Here is a 15,099-nt window from a genome sequence, read left to right as displayed (position 1 = left end):
CAACTCCTAGTCTGCTTCCACGATTGCGGCAACGCCCTGTCCACCTGCAGCACAGATGGAGATGAGGGCGCGCTTCTGTCCGGTTTCTTTCAGGTGCTTTGCGGTTTGTGCCACGATTCGGCCACCAGTTGCGGCGAATGGGTGGCCGGCTGCCAAGGACGATCCGTTGGGGTTGAGTTTCGCGCGGTCAACGGTTCCAAGAGGCGCGTCAAGTCCCAGCTTCTGCGTGCAGAACTCTTCGCTTTCCCATGCCGCGAGGTGGCACAGGACGGTGGATGCGAACGCTTCGTGAATCTCAAATACGTCGATGTCTTCAAAGGTCAGCCCGTTGCGAGCAAGTAGGCGTGGCACTGCGTATGCAGGAGCCATCAGAAGTCCCTCTTCACCTTCAACGAAGTCAACTGCGGCAGCCTCGGCGTCAACCAGGTATGCCAGCGGTTCGATACCTAGTTCAGACGCGAACTCTTCGCTTCCCAAAAGTACGGTGGATGCCCCGTCGGTGAGAGGTGTGGAGTTTCCTGCGGTCATCGTGGCTTCTGTTTCCAGGTTGCGCCCGAAAACGGGGTTGAGTTTTGCCAGGCTTTCCATGGTGGAGTCGGCGCGCAGGTTGGTGTCGCGGGTGACACCCAAGTATGGGGTTACGAGGTCGTCGAAGAATCCGCGGTCCCACGCCGCAGCCATGTTGGTGTGTGACGCCAGAGCCAGCTCGTCCTGAGCTTCTCGCGTAATACCCCAGTGCGCGGTCGTGCGCGCTTGGTGTTCACCCATGCTCAGGCCGGTGCGCGCCTCGGCCGTGCTTGGTGCCACTGGTGCGAGGTCTTGCGGGCGAATCCGTGCAATGGCCTGCAGTTTCTGTGGGATTGTGCGGGCGCGGGACAGCGCGAGGAGGTTCTCGCGCAGTCCTTCGCTGACGACAATGGGCGCGTCCGAGGTGGTGTCGGTTCCTCCTGCAATCCCCGACTCGATCTGTCCCAGGCGGATCTTCTGGGAAATGCTCACGCAGGCTTCGAGACCTGTTGCGCACGCCTGCCCCAGGTCGAACGCTGGGGTCGTAGGGCTCAGTGCGGATCCCAGGACGGACTCGCGTGTGAGGTTGATGTCTTTTGAGTGCTTGAGAACGGCTCCACCGGCTACTTCTCCGAGGCGTTTGCCGGCCAGTCCGAACCGTGCGACCAGTCCGTCGAGCGCACTGGTGAGCATGTCTTGATTCGATGCGTGAGCGTACTGCTTGTTTGAGCGGGCAAAGGGGATGCGGTTTCCACCAAGAATTGCTGCGCGACGGTTCACGTTACCTCCTAGAAGCGCGAAAATTATCTGTAACTGACAGTACCTGATACTGTCAGTTACATGAAATCTGTCACACAGGACGGACGTGCTCTGCGGTGGGACGCACACCGAAGAGAACGACGCCGTGAACTGCTTCGAATGGTGCGCCACTCCGTTGCCGATTTGGGACCGGACGCTTCAATGGACCAAATCTGTGAGGCCACGGGCACGTCAAAGACTGTTTTGTACAGATATTTTGGGGACCGAGCCGGCCTCGTTGACGACATGGGCAAATGGGCGATGAAGGTCATTACCCAGCAACTCGATCGGGCCGCCACACCCGACATGAGCCCGCGAGAAGCCCTCACTCACATGATCACTGCGTTCGTGGACCTCGCATCAAGCAGGCCACATGTCTACCGCTTTTGTGACCGTGGTGTCACCAATCAGACGGGCCAGCAAACCTTTTTTAACTCAATCGCCCAGTTGCTCTGCGCGCGGATGAACTTTACCCAGCCAGAGCAATACATGTGGGCCCGAGGTGCGCTGGGCTTTGTGCGCGCGTGTACCGACGAATGGCTCACCAACCCTACTGACCCACACACCTTTGCGGCTCATTTGAGTACGTGGCTCTGGAAGAGCGCCCCTGCGACCAACGATGTTGAAGGAAAACAATCATGAATGCTAAAGCTCCGCTGTCTGTCGACGTTGATTACTTGCGCCGGTTCCTTGAGGGCGATCGCGCGTCAGTACGAGAAAAGGGTCGCGAATTTGCCGGTCACTCAGCTCTTCGGCTCAAGCCCGAATGGAGCCTTGAACGTAAACGCCAAGCAACCCTTGAAGGCGTGGTCGCACTTGCCAACGCAGGATTCACCACACTTTCGATGCCAAAGCACTTGGGAGGCCCCGAAGACTACGCCTCTTATGTAGCTGGATTTGAAGAACTGGTTTTGGCAGAACCAAGCATTCAGATCAAGGCCGGCGTGCAATACGGGCTTTTCAGCGGGGCTATTCACCACCTCGGGAACAAAGAACAACACGAACGCTGGCTCAAAGATGCCCTTGAAGGAAAACTCTTGGGCAGCTTCGCAATGACAGAAATTGGACACGGGTCCGACGTTGCCAACGTGGACACGACCGCCACGTACGACCCAGCGAAACAAGAGTTTGTGATCCACACTCCACACCGGCAAGCGGTCAAGGAGTACATCGGAAACGCGGCAGCTCACGCGCAGGCCGCCGTTGTGTTCGCCCGCCTCATCACCTCCGGCATCGACTACGGGGTCCACGCTTTCTTCGTTCCCGTGCGCTCTGAGGAAGGACGGCCGTTGCCGGGCGTCACGATCGAAGACGACGGTTACAAGGGAGGCTTGGCCGGCGTCGACAACGGACGTTTTGGGTTCGACCAGGTACGGATACCCCGCGAAAATCTCCTCGACCGCTACGGCCACGTGGCTGAAGACGGCGAATACTCTTCGCCGATTCACTCCCCCGGTAAACGTTTCTTCACAATGTTGGGAACCCTAGTGATGGGTCGCGTGTCTCTTGACGGGGCCTCGACAGTCGCGTCCAAACTGGCACTCGATATTGCTCTGCGGTACGCCGTGCACCGCAAGCAGTTCGAAGGCGGGGTGCCTGGAGAAAGCGTGCACCTCATGGACTACGGTGAGCACCAGCGCAGACTCATGCCACTGGTCGCAAAAGCGTGGGCAAACTCCGTGGCGCACGAAAACCTTCTCGACACGTTCGACGAAGTATTCAGTAGTGAAGCACCACCGGAAGCCACCAGGCAGCTGTTGGAGAGTCAGGCCGCCGGGTTCAAAGCAGTATCCACATGGGATGCCTTGGACACTATTCAGGAGTGCCGTGAAGCCTGCGGTGGGGCCGGTTTCATGTGGGACAACCGCCTAGTGGGACTGCGCCACGACCTCGACGTCTACGTCACCTTTGAAGGCGACAACACAGTTCTGCTCCAGCTTGTTGGCAAGCGCCTTTTGCAAGACTACTCACGCGAGCTCAAAGACATCGACTTCGGTGGTGCCGCCAGGTATCTCTCCCACCAAGCCGCTGAGCACTCGCTCTACCGTTCGGGTATTGCCAGCATGGGTCGCACCATCAGCGATCTGTTCACGCCCGCACTTGCTTCTAAACGCATCAGGTCCGGACAGCTACAAGAAGCGCTTCTTTCCAGCAGGGTCGACTCGATGCTTTCCGACCTCGCCCAGAAGCTGCGCCCAGCGGCCAAAATGGATCGCCAGGCTGCAGCGGATCTCTTTAACACCCACCAGCATCAGCTCATCCAGACCGCAGAAGCATACATCCACCTGCTGAAGTGGAAGGCTCTCACTGCGCGGCTACGTGCCATTGACACAACGGAGCACCCGGATGAAGCGAAGATGCTGCGACGCATCCGTGACCTGTACGGCCTGACCCTCATCCACGAACACATTGGGTGGCACGTGATGTACGGTCGCTTGTCCATGGCCCGGGCACGCATGGTCGAGCCCACGATTGGCCGACTGTGCCGCAAGCTCGCACAAAACGCTCAGGACCTTGCGGACATGTTCGGTTTCACCAGTGAGCACCGGCGTACCCAGATTTCTGAGGGCCAGGAGGCAGCGCGTCAGAATGAAGCGACGGCTCATGCACGCCAAGCACGTTCACGCACCGACTACCCCATCGATGAGCGCATCATCCGGGCCAAGAAAAAGAAGTCCTAGAACCTGCTTAGCCCAATACTGAGCGCAGGATCTTACTCACTTCTGCGGATTCTGTAAGGAACCCGTCGTGGCCTGCGTCGGTTTCGACCTCCGTGTACGAGTGGGCCCCGGCGAGCCCAGCCAGCTCTTTGACCTGGCTGGGCGGATAGAGCCGGTCAGAGGACAGCGACACCACATGGAGGCCGGGAACGGTCAGCTGGGAACGACCTCGGCGAACATCATGGTCCCTGAGCGCACGGGTGAGCACGCAGTACGACTGGGCATCAAACCTGCCAACGAGCTTTCCAGCCTGGTAGTCCAAGTAGCTTTGCACCTGGTAGTAGCCGGGCACGGACGGTTGGTGTTCACGCCCAAACCTGCCGTCGAGTTCATCACCGCTGCGGTATGTCAGGTGGGCAATCTGGCGCGCGAGTCCCAGACCGTACACAGGTTTCACGCTGTGGTGAGCGTAGTTGCCTCCGTGGTAGTTGGGGTCCAGCTGGATGGCCTGCAACTGCGTGTGTGCCCACGCAATGTTGTCAGCCGATGAGTACGCCGGGGCGGCCAACACCACGGTTCGTTCAACCCGGTGGGGTTGGGTGGCTGCGAACTCCGTGGCCCTCGCCCCACCCAGGGACCCGCCTACAACCGCGTAGAACCGCTCAATTCCCAACGCATCAGCAACCAGCGCTTCTGCTCGCACCATGTCGCGGATGCTGACCTGTGGAAACGCCGCACCCAGTTCAATGTCGTCGACAGATGTGCTGGGCCCGGTGGAGCCGTTGCATCCACCGAGCACGTTGGTGCACACGACAAAGAACTCGCGGGTGTCGATCGCTTTGCCAGGCCCAACCACGTCTTCCCACCAGCCAGGCGTGTCAGAAGCACCTGCTGTGACGTGCGAGTCACCCGTGAGCGCGTGCTCAATGAGAATCGCGTTGGTGGCTTCAGCGTTGAGCGTCCCGAACGTTTCAAACGCGATGTGGGCATCGGGGATCACGTCACCGTTTTCTGTGATGAAATCCCCAATGCAACATGTGCGCACGGTTCCGTCGGCCCCGTGTGTGAGCGGGCTCTTAACCGCGTGCGGCCGCAAAGCCCTTCTCCAAGTCCGCGATAATGTCGTCCACACCTTCAAGTCCTACGCTCAAGCGGACCAGTGCTGGGTTCACACCCGACTTCGCTTGTGCTTCTTCACTCAGCTGAGAGTGTGTGGTGGATGCTGGGTGGATGACCAAGGAACGAGCATCGCCGATGTTTGCGACGTGCGAGTGCAGTTCCAGTGCATCGACAAATTTCACAGCAGCGTCGTATCCGCCGGCGATATCGAAGGACAGCACGGCTCCGGCTCCCTTGGGCAGAAGCTGTTTGGTCAGTGCGTTGTATGGGCTGGATTCCAGTCCTGCGTAGTTGACGCGTGTAACCTGGTCGTGGTTTTCCAGGAACGTTGCTATCTTCTGGGCGTTTTCCACGTGGCGTTCTATGCGAAGGCTCAAGGTTTCGAGTCCCTGTGCGATCAGGAACGCGTTGAACGGCGACGCCGATGGTCCCAGGTCGCGAAGAAGCTGCACGCGGACCTTAATTCCGTAGGACACGTTGGCACCGAAGTCGCTGTCTGGTCCTAAGTCTCGAGCGTAGACCAGTCCGTTATAGGAGGCATCCGGTTCGTTGAAGCCAGGGAACTTCTCAGGGTCTGCGCTGTAGTCAAAGTTTCCAGAGTCGACGATGACACCTGCGATCGAGGTGCCGTGTCCGCCCAGGAACTTGGTTGCTGAGTGCAGCACAACATCGGCGCCGTGCTCAATAGGACGCAGCAAGTAAGGCGTTGCCAGCGTGTTGTCGACGATCAGTGGAACACCAGCATCGTGGGCGGCTTTACTGAGCTCAGGGAGGTTGAGCACTGCGGACTGCGGGTTGGTCAGGGTTTCACCAAAGAACGCTTTGGTGTTGGGACGGACAGCTTCTTTCCACTCGTCGATGTTGTCTGGGTTTTCCACAAAGGTGGTATCGATTCCCAGCTTGCGCAGGGTGATGTCGAGGAGGTTGTAGGTTCCTCCGTACAGTGAGGGGCTTGCGACGATGTGGTCGCCAGCACCTGCGATGTTGACGATTGCAAGGAATGCAGCTGCCTGCCCCGAAGAGGTCAAGACAGCGCCCACTCCCCCTTCAAGGGCCGCAATGCGTTCTTCAACTGCTTGCACTGTTGGGTTAGCGAGGCGCGTGTAGACGGGCCCTAGATCTTTGAGCGCGAAACGGTCGGCTGCCAGTTGCGCGTCGTCGAACACGAAGGATGTGGTCTGGTAGATGGGAAGTGCGCGTGCACCGGTGTCGCTGTCTGGGGTCTGTCCTTCGTGGATCTGGAGGGTTTCAAAGGCGGTCATGGTTACTCCTAACGTTGTTGGTTGCATGCAACGCTAGACGGGCGCCGAGGTTGTTCCGCCTGTGCGTGTCAAAGACGTGTCACGTGGCGTCTTATTTGGTCATATCACCGGAAATTGCGCGCTGACGTTGGGATTTGCACGTCGAGTGCGGTGATTTTTTGGGCGTAGAGGCTCACCACTTCACCTGCCCGTTGCACGGTTCCTGTCACGGTGACGGTGGAGCGGGTGTAGGACACCGGTGCGAAACGTTTCATGAGTCCCGGTGAGCACACGACGTTGAGCATTCCGAATTCGTCTTCGATGTTAAAAAACGTCACGCCGGTTGTGGTTTTGGGGCGTTGCCGGTGCGTCACAATTCCGGCGACCGTGATCCGGGCTCCGGCCTGCGCGTTCATGGCGTCTCGTGTCGAGGCCAGGCCACGCGCGTTAAGCGCCGCGCGCAAGTGTTCGGTTGGGTACCCGTTCACGGTCATCCCGGTGGAAAACAGTTCGGCAAGTGTGGTGTCGAATTCGGTCATGAGGGGAAGCGCGGGAGCTTCCATGACCGCCGAGGTGCCCGGCAGTGTGTCTGGCCCTGCACCTGCAAGCGAACCGGCGATCCACAGCGCTTGCCTGCGGTCAACACCGAAACTTTCATATGCGCCTGCCGTGGCGAGGGCTTCCAACGCGTCGGAGGGAATCCCCGTCTTACACGCGAGGTCTTCGATCGAGGTGTACGGCCGGGTGCGGTGCGCAACCACCTGGGTTGCCACCTCGGCGCTGATCCCCTTGACCGAGGTGAGCCCCAGCCGGATGGCGAACCCGCCTACGGACTGGGGGTCGGGTTCGAGGTCTGAGTGTTCGTGGGAGAGGTTAATGTCGACTGCGCGGATGTTCACGCCGTGCCGCCGCGCATCGGTGATGAGCGACTGGGGTGAGTAGAACCCCATGGGTTGGCTACGCAGAAGAGCCGCGGTGAACGCCGCGTGGTGTCGGTATTTAAACCAGGCAGATTCGTACACCAGGTTCGCAAAGCTCAGGGCGTGGGATTCGGGGAACCCGTAGTCGGCGAAGGCGGCAATCTTGCCAAAGATTTCACGCGCCACAGTGGGCTCAACTCCGCGGGCTGAGCACCCTTGGTAGAACCGTTCTTCAAGCGCCGCCATGGTGCGGGCAGAACGGCGTGCACCCATAGCGCGTCTGAGTTCATCAGCGTCGGCGCCAGAAAACCCAGCGACGTCGATCGCGATCTGCATGAGCTGTTCTTGAAACAGGGGCACGCCCAGGGTTTTACCCAGGGAGTTCTTCAGCGCCGGGTGAGCGTAGGTGACGGGTTCAACGCCTTGCCTGCGTCGCAGGTACGGGTGGACGGATTCTCCTTGAATGGGTCCGGGCCTAATCAGGGCAATTTCGACGACCAGATCGTAGAAGTTGCGGGGTCGCATGCGTGGCAGGGTCGACAGCTGGGCACGCGATTCGACTTGGAACACACCTACTGCGTCGGCTCGGCACAACATGTCGTACACGCCGTCTTCTTGCGGGATGTTCCCGCGGTCAACCGCGTGCCCCGTGTGTTTTTTGACCAGTTCGTTCATGTGGCGAAGCGCTTCCAGCATGCCCAGCCCCAGAAGGTCGAACTTTACGAGGTTCATGGCAGCGGAGTCGTCTTTGTCCCACTGGATGACGGTGCGGCCTTCCATGGCGGCAGGCTCAATGGGGACAAGGTCGTAAATGGGGCGGTCGGCAAGAATCATGCCCCCGGAGTGGATCCCGAGGTGGCGCGGCGAATCGTGCAAGTCCCTTGCCGCCTCCAGAACGGGGGCGGGTACGTCAGGCGGTTCGTCAGTGTCTGGGGACAGAGCTCCGCGGTGGGTAGTTTTTGCGAATGCGTCCTGCTGGCCGGGACTGTACCCAAAAGCCGAGGCGGCGTCCCGGACCGCAGATTTTGAGCGGTATGTGATGACATTGGCGACTTGCGCTGCCCGCGTCCGCCCATATGTGCGGTACACGTATTGGATCACTTCTTCGCGCCTGCCCGATTCGATGTCGATGTCGATATCCGGATAACCAGCCCTTTGCGGGCTTAAAAACCGGTCGAAGAGAAGTTGGAACTTCACCGCGTCGACTGCGGTGATACCCAGAACAAAACACACTGCTGAGTTCGCAGCCGACCCGCGCCCTTGGCAATAGATGCCGTTGGTGTGGCAAAACCGGGCAATGTCTTCCACGATGAGGAAATACCCGGCGAATCCCATCGAAGTAATCGTGGCCAGTTCGCTGTCGATTTGTTCCCATGCGCGCGGGTGTTCCGAACGCTCACCGTACCGGCGCCGAGCCCCCGCGTATACGAGCTCACGTAGGTGTTCATCCGCGTCCCGCCCCGGCGGAACCGGCGCTTGTGGGAGCCCCACTTGGGCAGCCGACAGCTCAAATGCGCACTCTTGCCCAATCCGGTGGGCCGTTTCCACCGGACCGGCCCCAAAACGCTCCCGCATGTCATGAGGCGTACGAACATACGCGGTGGCATCTGCTGGTAACCAGCCGGCCAGTTCGTCTAGGGAGGCGTGTGACCTGATGGCAGCGCGCACGTGCGCCCCACGGTGTCCCGATCTGTACGCATAATGAACCGCGTTCGTGGCCACGGTGGGAAGGCTCGCACGCCCGGCTAGGTGGGTGAGGTGCTCAATCCGCGCATCGTCAGTGGGGTGGCCAAAACGGGTCAGTTCAACGACAACCCGGTCTGGGAACAGTTCGGTGAGGCCACGGAGTGCGTTCACGCCTCCGTCTGGGTCGCCGAGGTGGGGAATGAGTGGCCCTTTGCGGCACCCTGTGAGGATGTACCAGTCGGGGTCGATGGCGGCGAGTTCTTCGAGGTGGAGAACCGGCCGATTTTTCTCGCCTCGCTCATACCCCTGTGAGATTGCCCGTGACAGCTGCCGGTAGCCGTCAACGCTACGGGCAAGCACCAGAAGGTGGGTGGCTTGCGGGTCTTTTTGCCCCGGGATTTTGTGGGCCAGCCCCAGGGACAGTTCTGCCCCAAAAACAGTGGGCATTCCCACGCGCTGGGCTTCTTGGGCAAAACGCACGGCACCGTACAGGCCGTTGTGGTCGGTCAGAGCTAGGGCTGACAGCCCCGCTGCATGTGCCGCGTGGACGAGTTCTTCCGGGTCGGAAGCCCCGTCGAGGAAAGAAAAGTTCGAATGTGCGTGAAGTTCGGCGTACATTACGCGTACCTTCCCACGATGGCCCATTGCCCGGCTTCTTTGCACAGCACATACGCTTCGCCGGTTTCAGTCACAATTTGGCACCGCACGTGGTACTGGTGTTCGCCCCACCACTGTGTGTCCACGGGCCAGGCGGAAGAAAAATTGGTGACAGCCTGCGTGCCCTCCCGGGTGCGGAGAATTCGCGGGGTACTGTCCAGCCCGGCGGGTCTGGCAACAACCTGCTCACCGTATTCGTTGAGAAGGTCTACTGGCGTGTTTTCTACCAGGGTGGGCCGAGGTGGTGGCAGGGCTCCGGGCCATGGCGCCTGGGGGTCGCGGGTGGGTTCAGTGCTGTGCCTCCAGGGGGTCCACAGGTTCGTTTCTTCGGGTGATCGCCCTCCCTGCAGGCCTGGTGTACTCACCGCTTCGATCCCGAAGAGTCCTTGGATGCGTTCAAGCGCGGCACTGACGTCGTCGGTGTGTGGAGCAAAAAGGTTCGACTGTGCGCGTAAGGGGGCGACGAGTTCTTGTGCGTAGAACTCGATGCGGTGCACGCCGTCGCCATTGTCATCGCTGACATCACTGGTATCCCGGACATCGCTGTCTTCTGCGTGCGGGGCTTTTTCTGTGCGTGACCCTTGCCATCCGGCGGCCTGCCAGCGTACACGGTCGGCCAGTGCGGTTTCGGTGAGCGTGTCTAAGTGCCATGTGCGCTCATATGTGTGACTGGACGCGTGCAACACGATGCGCACGTGTGTGCAGACCAGACCGGACTCCCGGATATGGTCCACAAAGTCTGTGGCCAGTTCGCGTGCTTTAAATGAAATGACGTCGAGCCTACCTGTGGGTGGCTCCAGGGATCCGCTGACAGTGAAGTCACGGGCGCGCACATGCTCTTGGGGAAGCTCATAAGTGTGCCCGGAGGCAAGAAGCCAGGCACGTGCTCCTGTTTCTCCAAACCGGGTGTAGACCTGGGTGCGTGGCAGGGTAGCTAACTGGCCCAGCCGGTCGATTCCTAACCGGTGCAAAAGAACGGTGAGCGGAGTGAACTGGGTGTCCACGAGTCGTAACCGGTCGACACTCAACGGCGCTAAAAACTTCCCCGTGGCCCCAGGTTCGACGCGGGTTTGCGAGTCCGCTGCTAAAAGGGCGGCGAACGGGGTATCGGCAATTCCGGTAAAAACTTCCCATCCGGTTGCATCGATGAGTTCTGTCAGCAGGTCGTGTACAGCATGTTCTTCGTTTTCATATGTGCGTTCAAGGGACGAAACAGGGATCGTGACAGTTCCGGGGTGAAACAGGCTGAAGCGTGCTACCAGCTTGTCCAGAACAGTCACGGCGGTAGCAAATTCTTGGTGGTCACGGTCCAGGTCGAACGGGTACACGTGCGCGTGCGGACACCGTAGTTGCGCGCTCCGCGTGTTCATTCCACGTACAACACCGTGTTTTCTGGCATGCGCGTTAGCCGCATATACAACGCCTGCCCGCACAACTATGACGGGTTCGCTCACGTTGATGTCTTCTCGGAGTGTCACCGCAAGCGCTGGCCAGTCAGGGACCGTGAGAACCAGAGTACGCGCACCCTCAGACAAGGCGAATCACCTGCGATGACGCGCGTTCCGCGCCAGGGAGTTCGATGCGCATACCGCCCGCGGCTGGGTTTGCCACGTGTACCGAATAACCGGTGAGGTGGCCAGAACCGTGGTCGATTCCTTCCCACTGTGGCTCAGAAACAGTGAGTTTCTCCCCTGCGTGGGGAAAGTCGCGCAGAACAATCAGTGACATGTTCTTTTCGCGCACTTTACTGTGAAGGCGGGAACGCTGCCCCGGGCTCATCTGCACCGGCTGTGTAATGACGATGGCGAACGTGTCGATCAGAATCGACAGGGCCTGCACAGTGTCACCCGGTTCAACGGCAACATTCACATAGTGGTCCAGCGCAATGTTGAAGTCACTCAGAGCGGCAACTGCGGGAACGCCCACCCCTAAACTGGCGCACCAGTGGCGTTCCTGTGTTGCTTGCGACACGACTGCCAACGCGACCGAAAACCCGTGCGTCCCCACAATCTGCGTGATGTCGCCTCGCCGTAAACCACCTCGGGAAAATACCGAAGGCAGCGCACCGTGCACGGGGAACACTGGCCGTGACGTAGCCAGGTCCCCCGCGGTACGCACGCCCGGGAGGCTGCGGAGCTTATGGAAATCACGCAGAGCAGACACACAAACAGTATCGAACATATGTTCGATGTATGCAAGGTTTGTCAGCAACAGGATTAGGATTGCACCATGCCCATTCAGATCGTGTTTCACACCCCAGAAATTCCCGGCAACACCGGAAACGCCATCCGTTTAGCGGCCGTAACAGGTGCGCACCTACACCTTGTTGAGCCCTTGGGATTTGACCTCAGTGACGCAAAACTCCGCCGAGCGGGGCTGGACTATCACGATCTGGCGCATGTCACCGTTCACCCCACAATCGAGCACCTGTGGGAGGAACTCGGGCACAAGCGCGTCATCGCGTTTACCACGCACACCACTCAGACTTTCGACACCGTGGAGTACACCTCCGACGACGTTCTACTGTTCGGAAAAGAGTCCACAGGGTTGCCCGCCGAGGTGGCAGAAGACCCGCACGTGGACCTGGCTGTCCGCATTCCCATGTTGGAAGGCAGACGAAGCTTGAACCTGGCGAATTCAGCATCCATTGCCACCTACGAAGCATGGCGACAGTTGGGGTATCCAGGCGGAAAATAGCCCGCTGGTAGCTCATTACACAACCGGCCACACAGAACCGGCCGCTCATATAGAATCTGCACGTTCACGTAATCGTTCACACGTTCACTCACAGGAGGACCCATGACACACCGCGCGCTCACATTTGCCGGTCTCGATGTTTCCGGAGGAGCAGGACTCTCCGCAGACCTCAAAATGTTCGAAGAGTACGGAGTTTTTGGCTCCACTGTCGAGACCTGCATCGTGACGTTCAACCCTGACAAGGACTTCGTTCACGAAATCGAGTTCGTCGACGAAGACATCGTTGCGCGCCAGCTCACCTCGGTCCTGGGCGTTCACTCCTTCGACGTCATCAAGTCCGGCATGCTGGGATCCGTCGACAACGCACTGGTCCTAGCCGACCACATCGAAAAGGCACACATCCCGTACGTGTTTGACCCGGTCCTGGTATGTAAGGGCGCAGGCACCATGGTGGACCTCAAAGACCTGTTCTTAGAAAAACTCGTGCCGCACGCCACCGTGATCACCCCCAACCTCGAAGAAGCGGCCACCCTGGTGGGAGCGGAGTCCTTGAACAGTGTCGACGACATGGTCGAAGCAGCGCGCACACTGCACAGCAAGGGCGCACAGAACGTGATCGTCAAGGGTGGCGCTCGCCTCGACGGACCCACCGCGGTCGACGTCATCTTCGACGGAACCACTGTCACCGAACTGTCGACCACCAAGGTCAACAACCACCTGGTCAACGGGGCCGGTTGCTCGTTCGCGTCCTCGATTGCCGCCGGGCTGGCAACCGGACTGGACCTGGTAGTCGCGGCGACCTCGGCGAAGGAAAAAATTGCGCACGGCATTGCCGCCTCAATTGAGAACGCGACCGGCGTGCGCTCTTTGCTCCACTGCGCATGGCGCACCCAACCCACGGACAGCATCACCGTGGAAGCGCGCACACTGTAAGCGCGCAACACACAATAATGGCCGGCACATGAACGTGCCGGCCATTATTGCTAAACGTGTTAAACGTGTTACTTGCGCTTTCCGAAGCCCTTGTAACGGTCCTTGAACTTCTCAACGCGTCCAGCGGAGTCAAGGATGCGCTGCTTACCGGTGTAGAACGGGTGCGAAGCCGAAGAAATTTCAACGTCGACCAGTGGGTAGGTGTTACCGTCTTCCCATTCGATGGTCTTTTCGGTCTTCACAGTCGAGCGCGTGAAGAACTTGGTTCCAGAAGCCAGGTCGTTGAACACAACCGGGCGGTATTCCGGGTGAATATCTTTTTTCATGGTGATCCTTTGAATCTCGAGAGCCCTGATGCAACCGGGTTGCCCGCCAGTGCTCAAATTCTTATGGCTGGCGCGTAAAACGCCAGCAACCAACTATACCCGAATGTGCGCTCAGTTCCACATTGAACAAGCACGTGGTGCGTTATTTTCGGCACACGTAATCGATGAGTGGTTCGTACAGGTGTGGTGGAATGTTGTCATCCAGGGGCACACACACCTCGACCTGTTCTTGAGCCTGGGCCACAAACAGTGCCGGGTCGTTACAGTCGGCAAACCCCACGGTGCGGATGCCGACGCTTCCTGTTGCACCGGCCCACCCGTGATCGGCAACCACCAGATCAGGGGTTTCTACGTGTTCCAGCACCGCCTGAGCGGGTTCAGCCAGGTGGGTGTGCGGGAGTCCCCCGTGCTGGTGCCACACCCACACGCCCAGCACTGTGCGCGCATCTCCCCCGATCTCCACGGGTACAAAGTCAGTCTGCTCAACCGTGCGCGCACCCAGGCTCACAGCCCATTCCCTCATGCGCACGTGCACCGGCAGCAACCCGCTGGGGTGACCGGTCGCGAACAGGATGCGACCACCTCGGGAGGCGACGTCCTGGATGGCGGAGCGCATGAGGTCTAATTGTTCGATGCACCGCTGGGTGGAAATGGTGTCCACGCCTTCTGTGAAGTCTGGGTCGGCGTCGATCCCGCAAGCGTTCACCATGAGCTGAAACACCGAGTCATAGTCCCAGTCGCAGGTCAGCTTCACACCAAAATCAAACTGACGCTCCCCTGCGAGAAAACGGTGGATGTGAAGGAGGTTAATTTCTCGAGGTGTCGCCACCTTCCCTGTGATGGCGGCCTGTTCGAGTTGCTGGGCGAGTTGTTCCACGTTTCAGTCCTTATTTTGGGAGAGAGCGAAGCAGGTGACGGCAGCTGCGGCTGCGACGTTGAGGGAGTCGACGCCGTCGCCGAGCAGATCAGGCGGACGGAGGCCTCCGGCGATCTCTCCGGTGACCTGCTCGTCTTGGCATGCGGCCAGTTGAAGCTGGTGATGACCCCGGAGCTGGTGCGTCTGCGGCGCACGGTGATCGCCGAAGCCGAACGGTCCCCCGAACTGGCCGAGGCATTCTACCAGCGCGGGCCCGGGCGCCAGATCGCGGTGCGGCGCGAGCTCAGGATTCTTGCCGACCGCCATGAACAGGGACAAATAGACTTCCATCTCCGCCCACCGCTCCGGACTCAGCGGCAGGAACTCGCAGGCAACGGCCCCGACTCCGCGGCGATCAGTCACAGGGAGCAACGGCTCAACGCGCCGGCGCACCCTCTCGAGCACCAGCTCCAGGGCGAACACCAGCAGCTCATCCTGGGTCGCGAAGACATGACGCAGGGAACTGACCGTCGGGTCGGCCTCTGCGGCAACGTTGCGCACCGAGACCCGGCCAACACCGTCCCTCAGCAGGACCCGCCAGGCAGCATCGCCCAGTTCCTCACGGCGACGGGCATGATCAGTCAGCTTCGGCATGCCACCACCGTAACGGTACGATCGTGTCACCACAATCCGAAGTGA

Annotated in this window: 13 protein-coding genes; 5 read left to right on the top strand and 8 right to left on the bottom strand. The window is 59.7% G+C overall.

Features of this window, described 5'->3' with window-relative positions; all coding sequences use genetic code 11:
- Nucleotides 1-6 precede the first annotated feature (6 nt).
- Nucleotides 7-1,287, bottom strand: a complete 1,281-nt coding sequence (locus QP868_RS09095; protein WP_284926250.1) for an acetyl-CoA C-acetyltransferase — start codon at nt 1,285-1,287, stop codon at nt 7-9.
- Nucleotides 1,288-1,347: 60 nt separating this feature from the next.
- Between QP868_RS09095 and QP868_RS09090 the strand changes: the two genes are divergently transcribed.
- A complete protein-coding gene (locus tag QP868_RS09090) occupies nt 1,348-1,947 on the top strand; it encodes a TetR/AcrR family transcriptional regulator (RefSeq protein WP_284926249.1) in 600 nt (199 codons plus the stop codon).
- Nucleotides 1,944-3,986: an acyl-CoA dehydrogenase family protein gene (locus QP868_RS09085; protein ID WP_284926248.1), complete on the top strand. Its 2,043-nt coding sequence runs from the start codon at nt 1,944-1,946 to the stop codon at nt 3,984-3,986. Before QP868_RS09090 ends, QP868_RS09085 begins: the two co-directional genes overlap by 4 nt.
- A gap of 7 nt (nt 3,987-3,993) precedes the next feature.
- On the opposite strand, the gene metX is transcribed toward QP868_RS09085, so the two are convergent.
- From metX to QP868_RS09060, 5 genes are all read right to left on the bottom strand, one after another.
- Nucleotides 3,994-5,061: a homoserine O-acetyltransferase MetX gene (metX, locus tag QP868_RS09080; RefSeq protein WP_284926247.1), complete on the bottom strand. Its 1,068-nt coding sequence runs from the start codon at nt 5,059-5,061 to the stop codon at nt 3,994-3,996.
- Entirely contained in the window at nt 5,042-6,346 is a 1,305-nt protein-coding gene (locus QP868_RS09075; RefSeq protein WP_284926246.1) for a bifunctional o-acetylhomoserine/o-acetylserine sulfhydrylase, read from the bottom strand. The genes metX and QP868_RS09075 overlap by 20 nt, the downstream gene beginning before the upstream one ends.
- A gap of 104 nt (nt 6,347-6,450) precedes the next feature.
- A complete protein-coding gene (locus QP868_RS09070) occupies nt 6,451-9,549 on the bottom strand; it encodes an error-prone DNA polymerase (RefSeq protein ID WP_284926245.1) in 3,099 nt (1,032 codons plus the stop codon).
- Complete coding sequence (locus tag QP868_RS09065) at nt 9,549-11,123, bottom strand: DNA polymerase Y family protein (RefSeq protein WP_284926244.1); 1,575 nt, start codon at nt 11,121-11,123, stop codon at nt 9,549-9,551. The genes QP868_RS09070 and QP868_RS09065 overlap by 1 nt, the downstream gene beginning before the upstream one ends.
- Nucleotides 11,116-11,751: a hypothetical protein gene (locus QP868_RS09060; RefSeq protein ID WP_284926243.1), complete on the bottom strand. Its 636-nt coding sequence runs from the start codon at nt 11,749-11,751 to the stop codon at nt 11,116-11,118. Before QP868_RS09060 ends, QP868_RS09065 begins: the two co-directional genes overlap by 8 nt.
- 66 nt (nt 11,752-11,817) lie before the next feature.
- On the opposite strand from QP868_RS09060, the gene QP868_RS09055 reads away from it, so the two are divergent.
- Both QP868_RS09055 and thiD read left to right on the top strand, forming a co-directional pair.
- Nucleotides 11,818-12,285 (top strand): tRNA (cytidine(34)-2'-O)-methyltransferase, encoded by a 468-nt coding sequence (locus QP868_RS09055; protein WP_284926242.1) that lies wholly within the window; start codon nt 11,818-11,820, stop codon nt 12,283-12,285.
- Nucleotides 12,286-12,387: 102 nt separating this feature from the next.
- On the top strand, nt 12,388-13,218 hold the full coding sequence (gene thiD / locus QP868_RS09050; RefSeq protein ID WP_284926241.1) for a bifunctional hydroxymethylpyrimidine kinase/phosphomethylpyrimidine kinase: 831 nt from the start codon (nt 12,388-12,390) through the stop codon (nt 13,216-13,218).
- Nucleotides 13,219-13,286: 68 nt separating this feature from the next.
- Here the strand turns inward: thiD and QP868_RS09045 are convergent, their stop codons facing one another.
- The gene (locus tag QP868_RS09045) at nt 13,287-13,544 is read right to left on the bottom strand and encodes a type B 50S ribosomal protein L31 (protein ID WP_005884373.1); all 258 of its coding nucleotides are present in this window, start codon (nt 13,542-13,544) and stop codon (nt 13,287-13,289) included.
- Nucleotides 13,545-13,686: 142 nt separating this feature from the next.
- Nucleotides 13,687-14,421 (bottom strand): phosphatase, encoded by a 735-nt coding sequence (locus QP868_RS09040; protein ID WP_284926240.1) that lies wholly within the window; start codon nt 14,419-14,421, stop codon nt 13,687-13,689.
- Nucleotides 14,422-14,583: 162 nt separating this feature from the next.
- Between QP868_RS09040 and QP868_RS12115 the strand changes: the two genes are divergently transcribed.
- Nucleotides 14,584-15,099, top strand: coding sequence for a TetR/AcrR family transcriptional regulator C-terminal domain-containing protein (locus QP868_RS12115; protein ID WP_350309991.1), 516 nt, complete (start codon nt 14,584-14,586; stop codon nt 15,097-15,099).

Origin of the sequence: Brevibacterium sp. UMB1308A (assembly GCF_030230605.1) — a bacterium.
GTDB lineage: Bacteria > Actinomycetota > Actinomycetes > Actinomycetales > Brevibacteriaceae > Brevibacterium.
The sequence above is the reverse complement of the archived record's forward strand: the minus strand, read 5'-3'. Positions and strand labels throughout refer to the sequence as shown.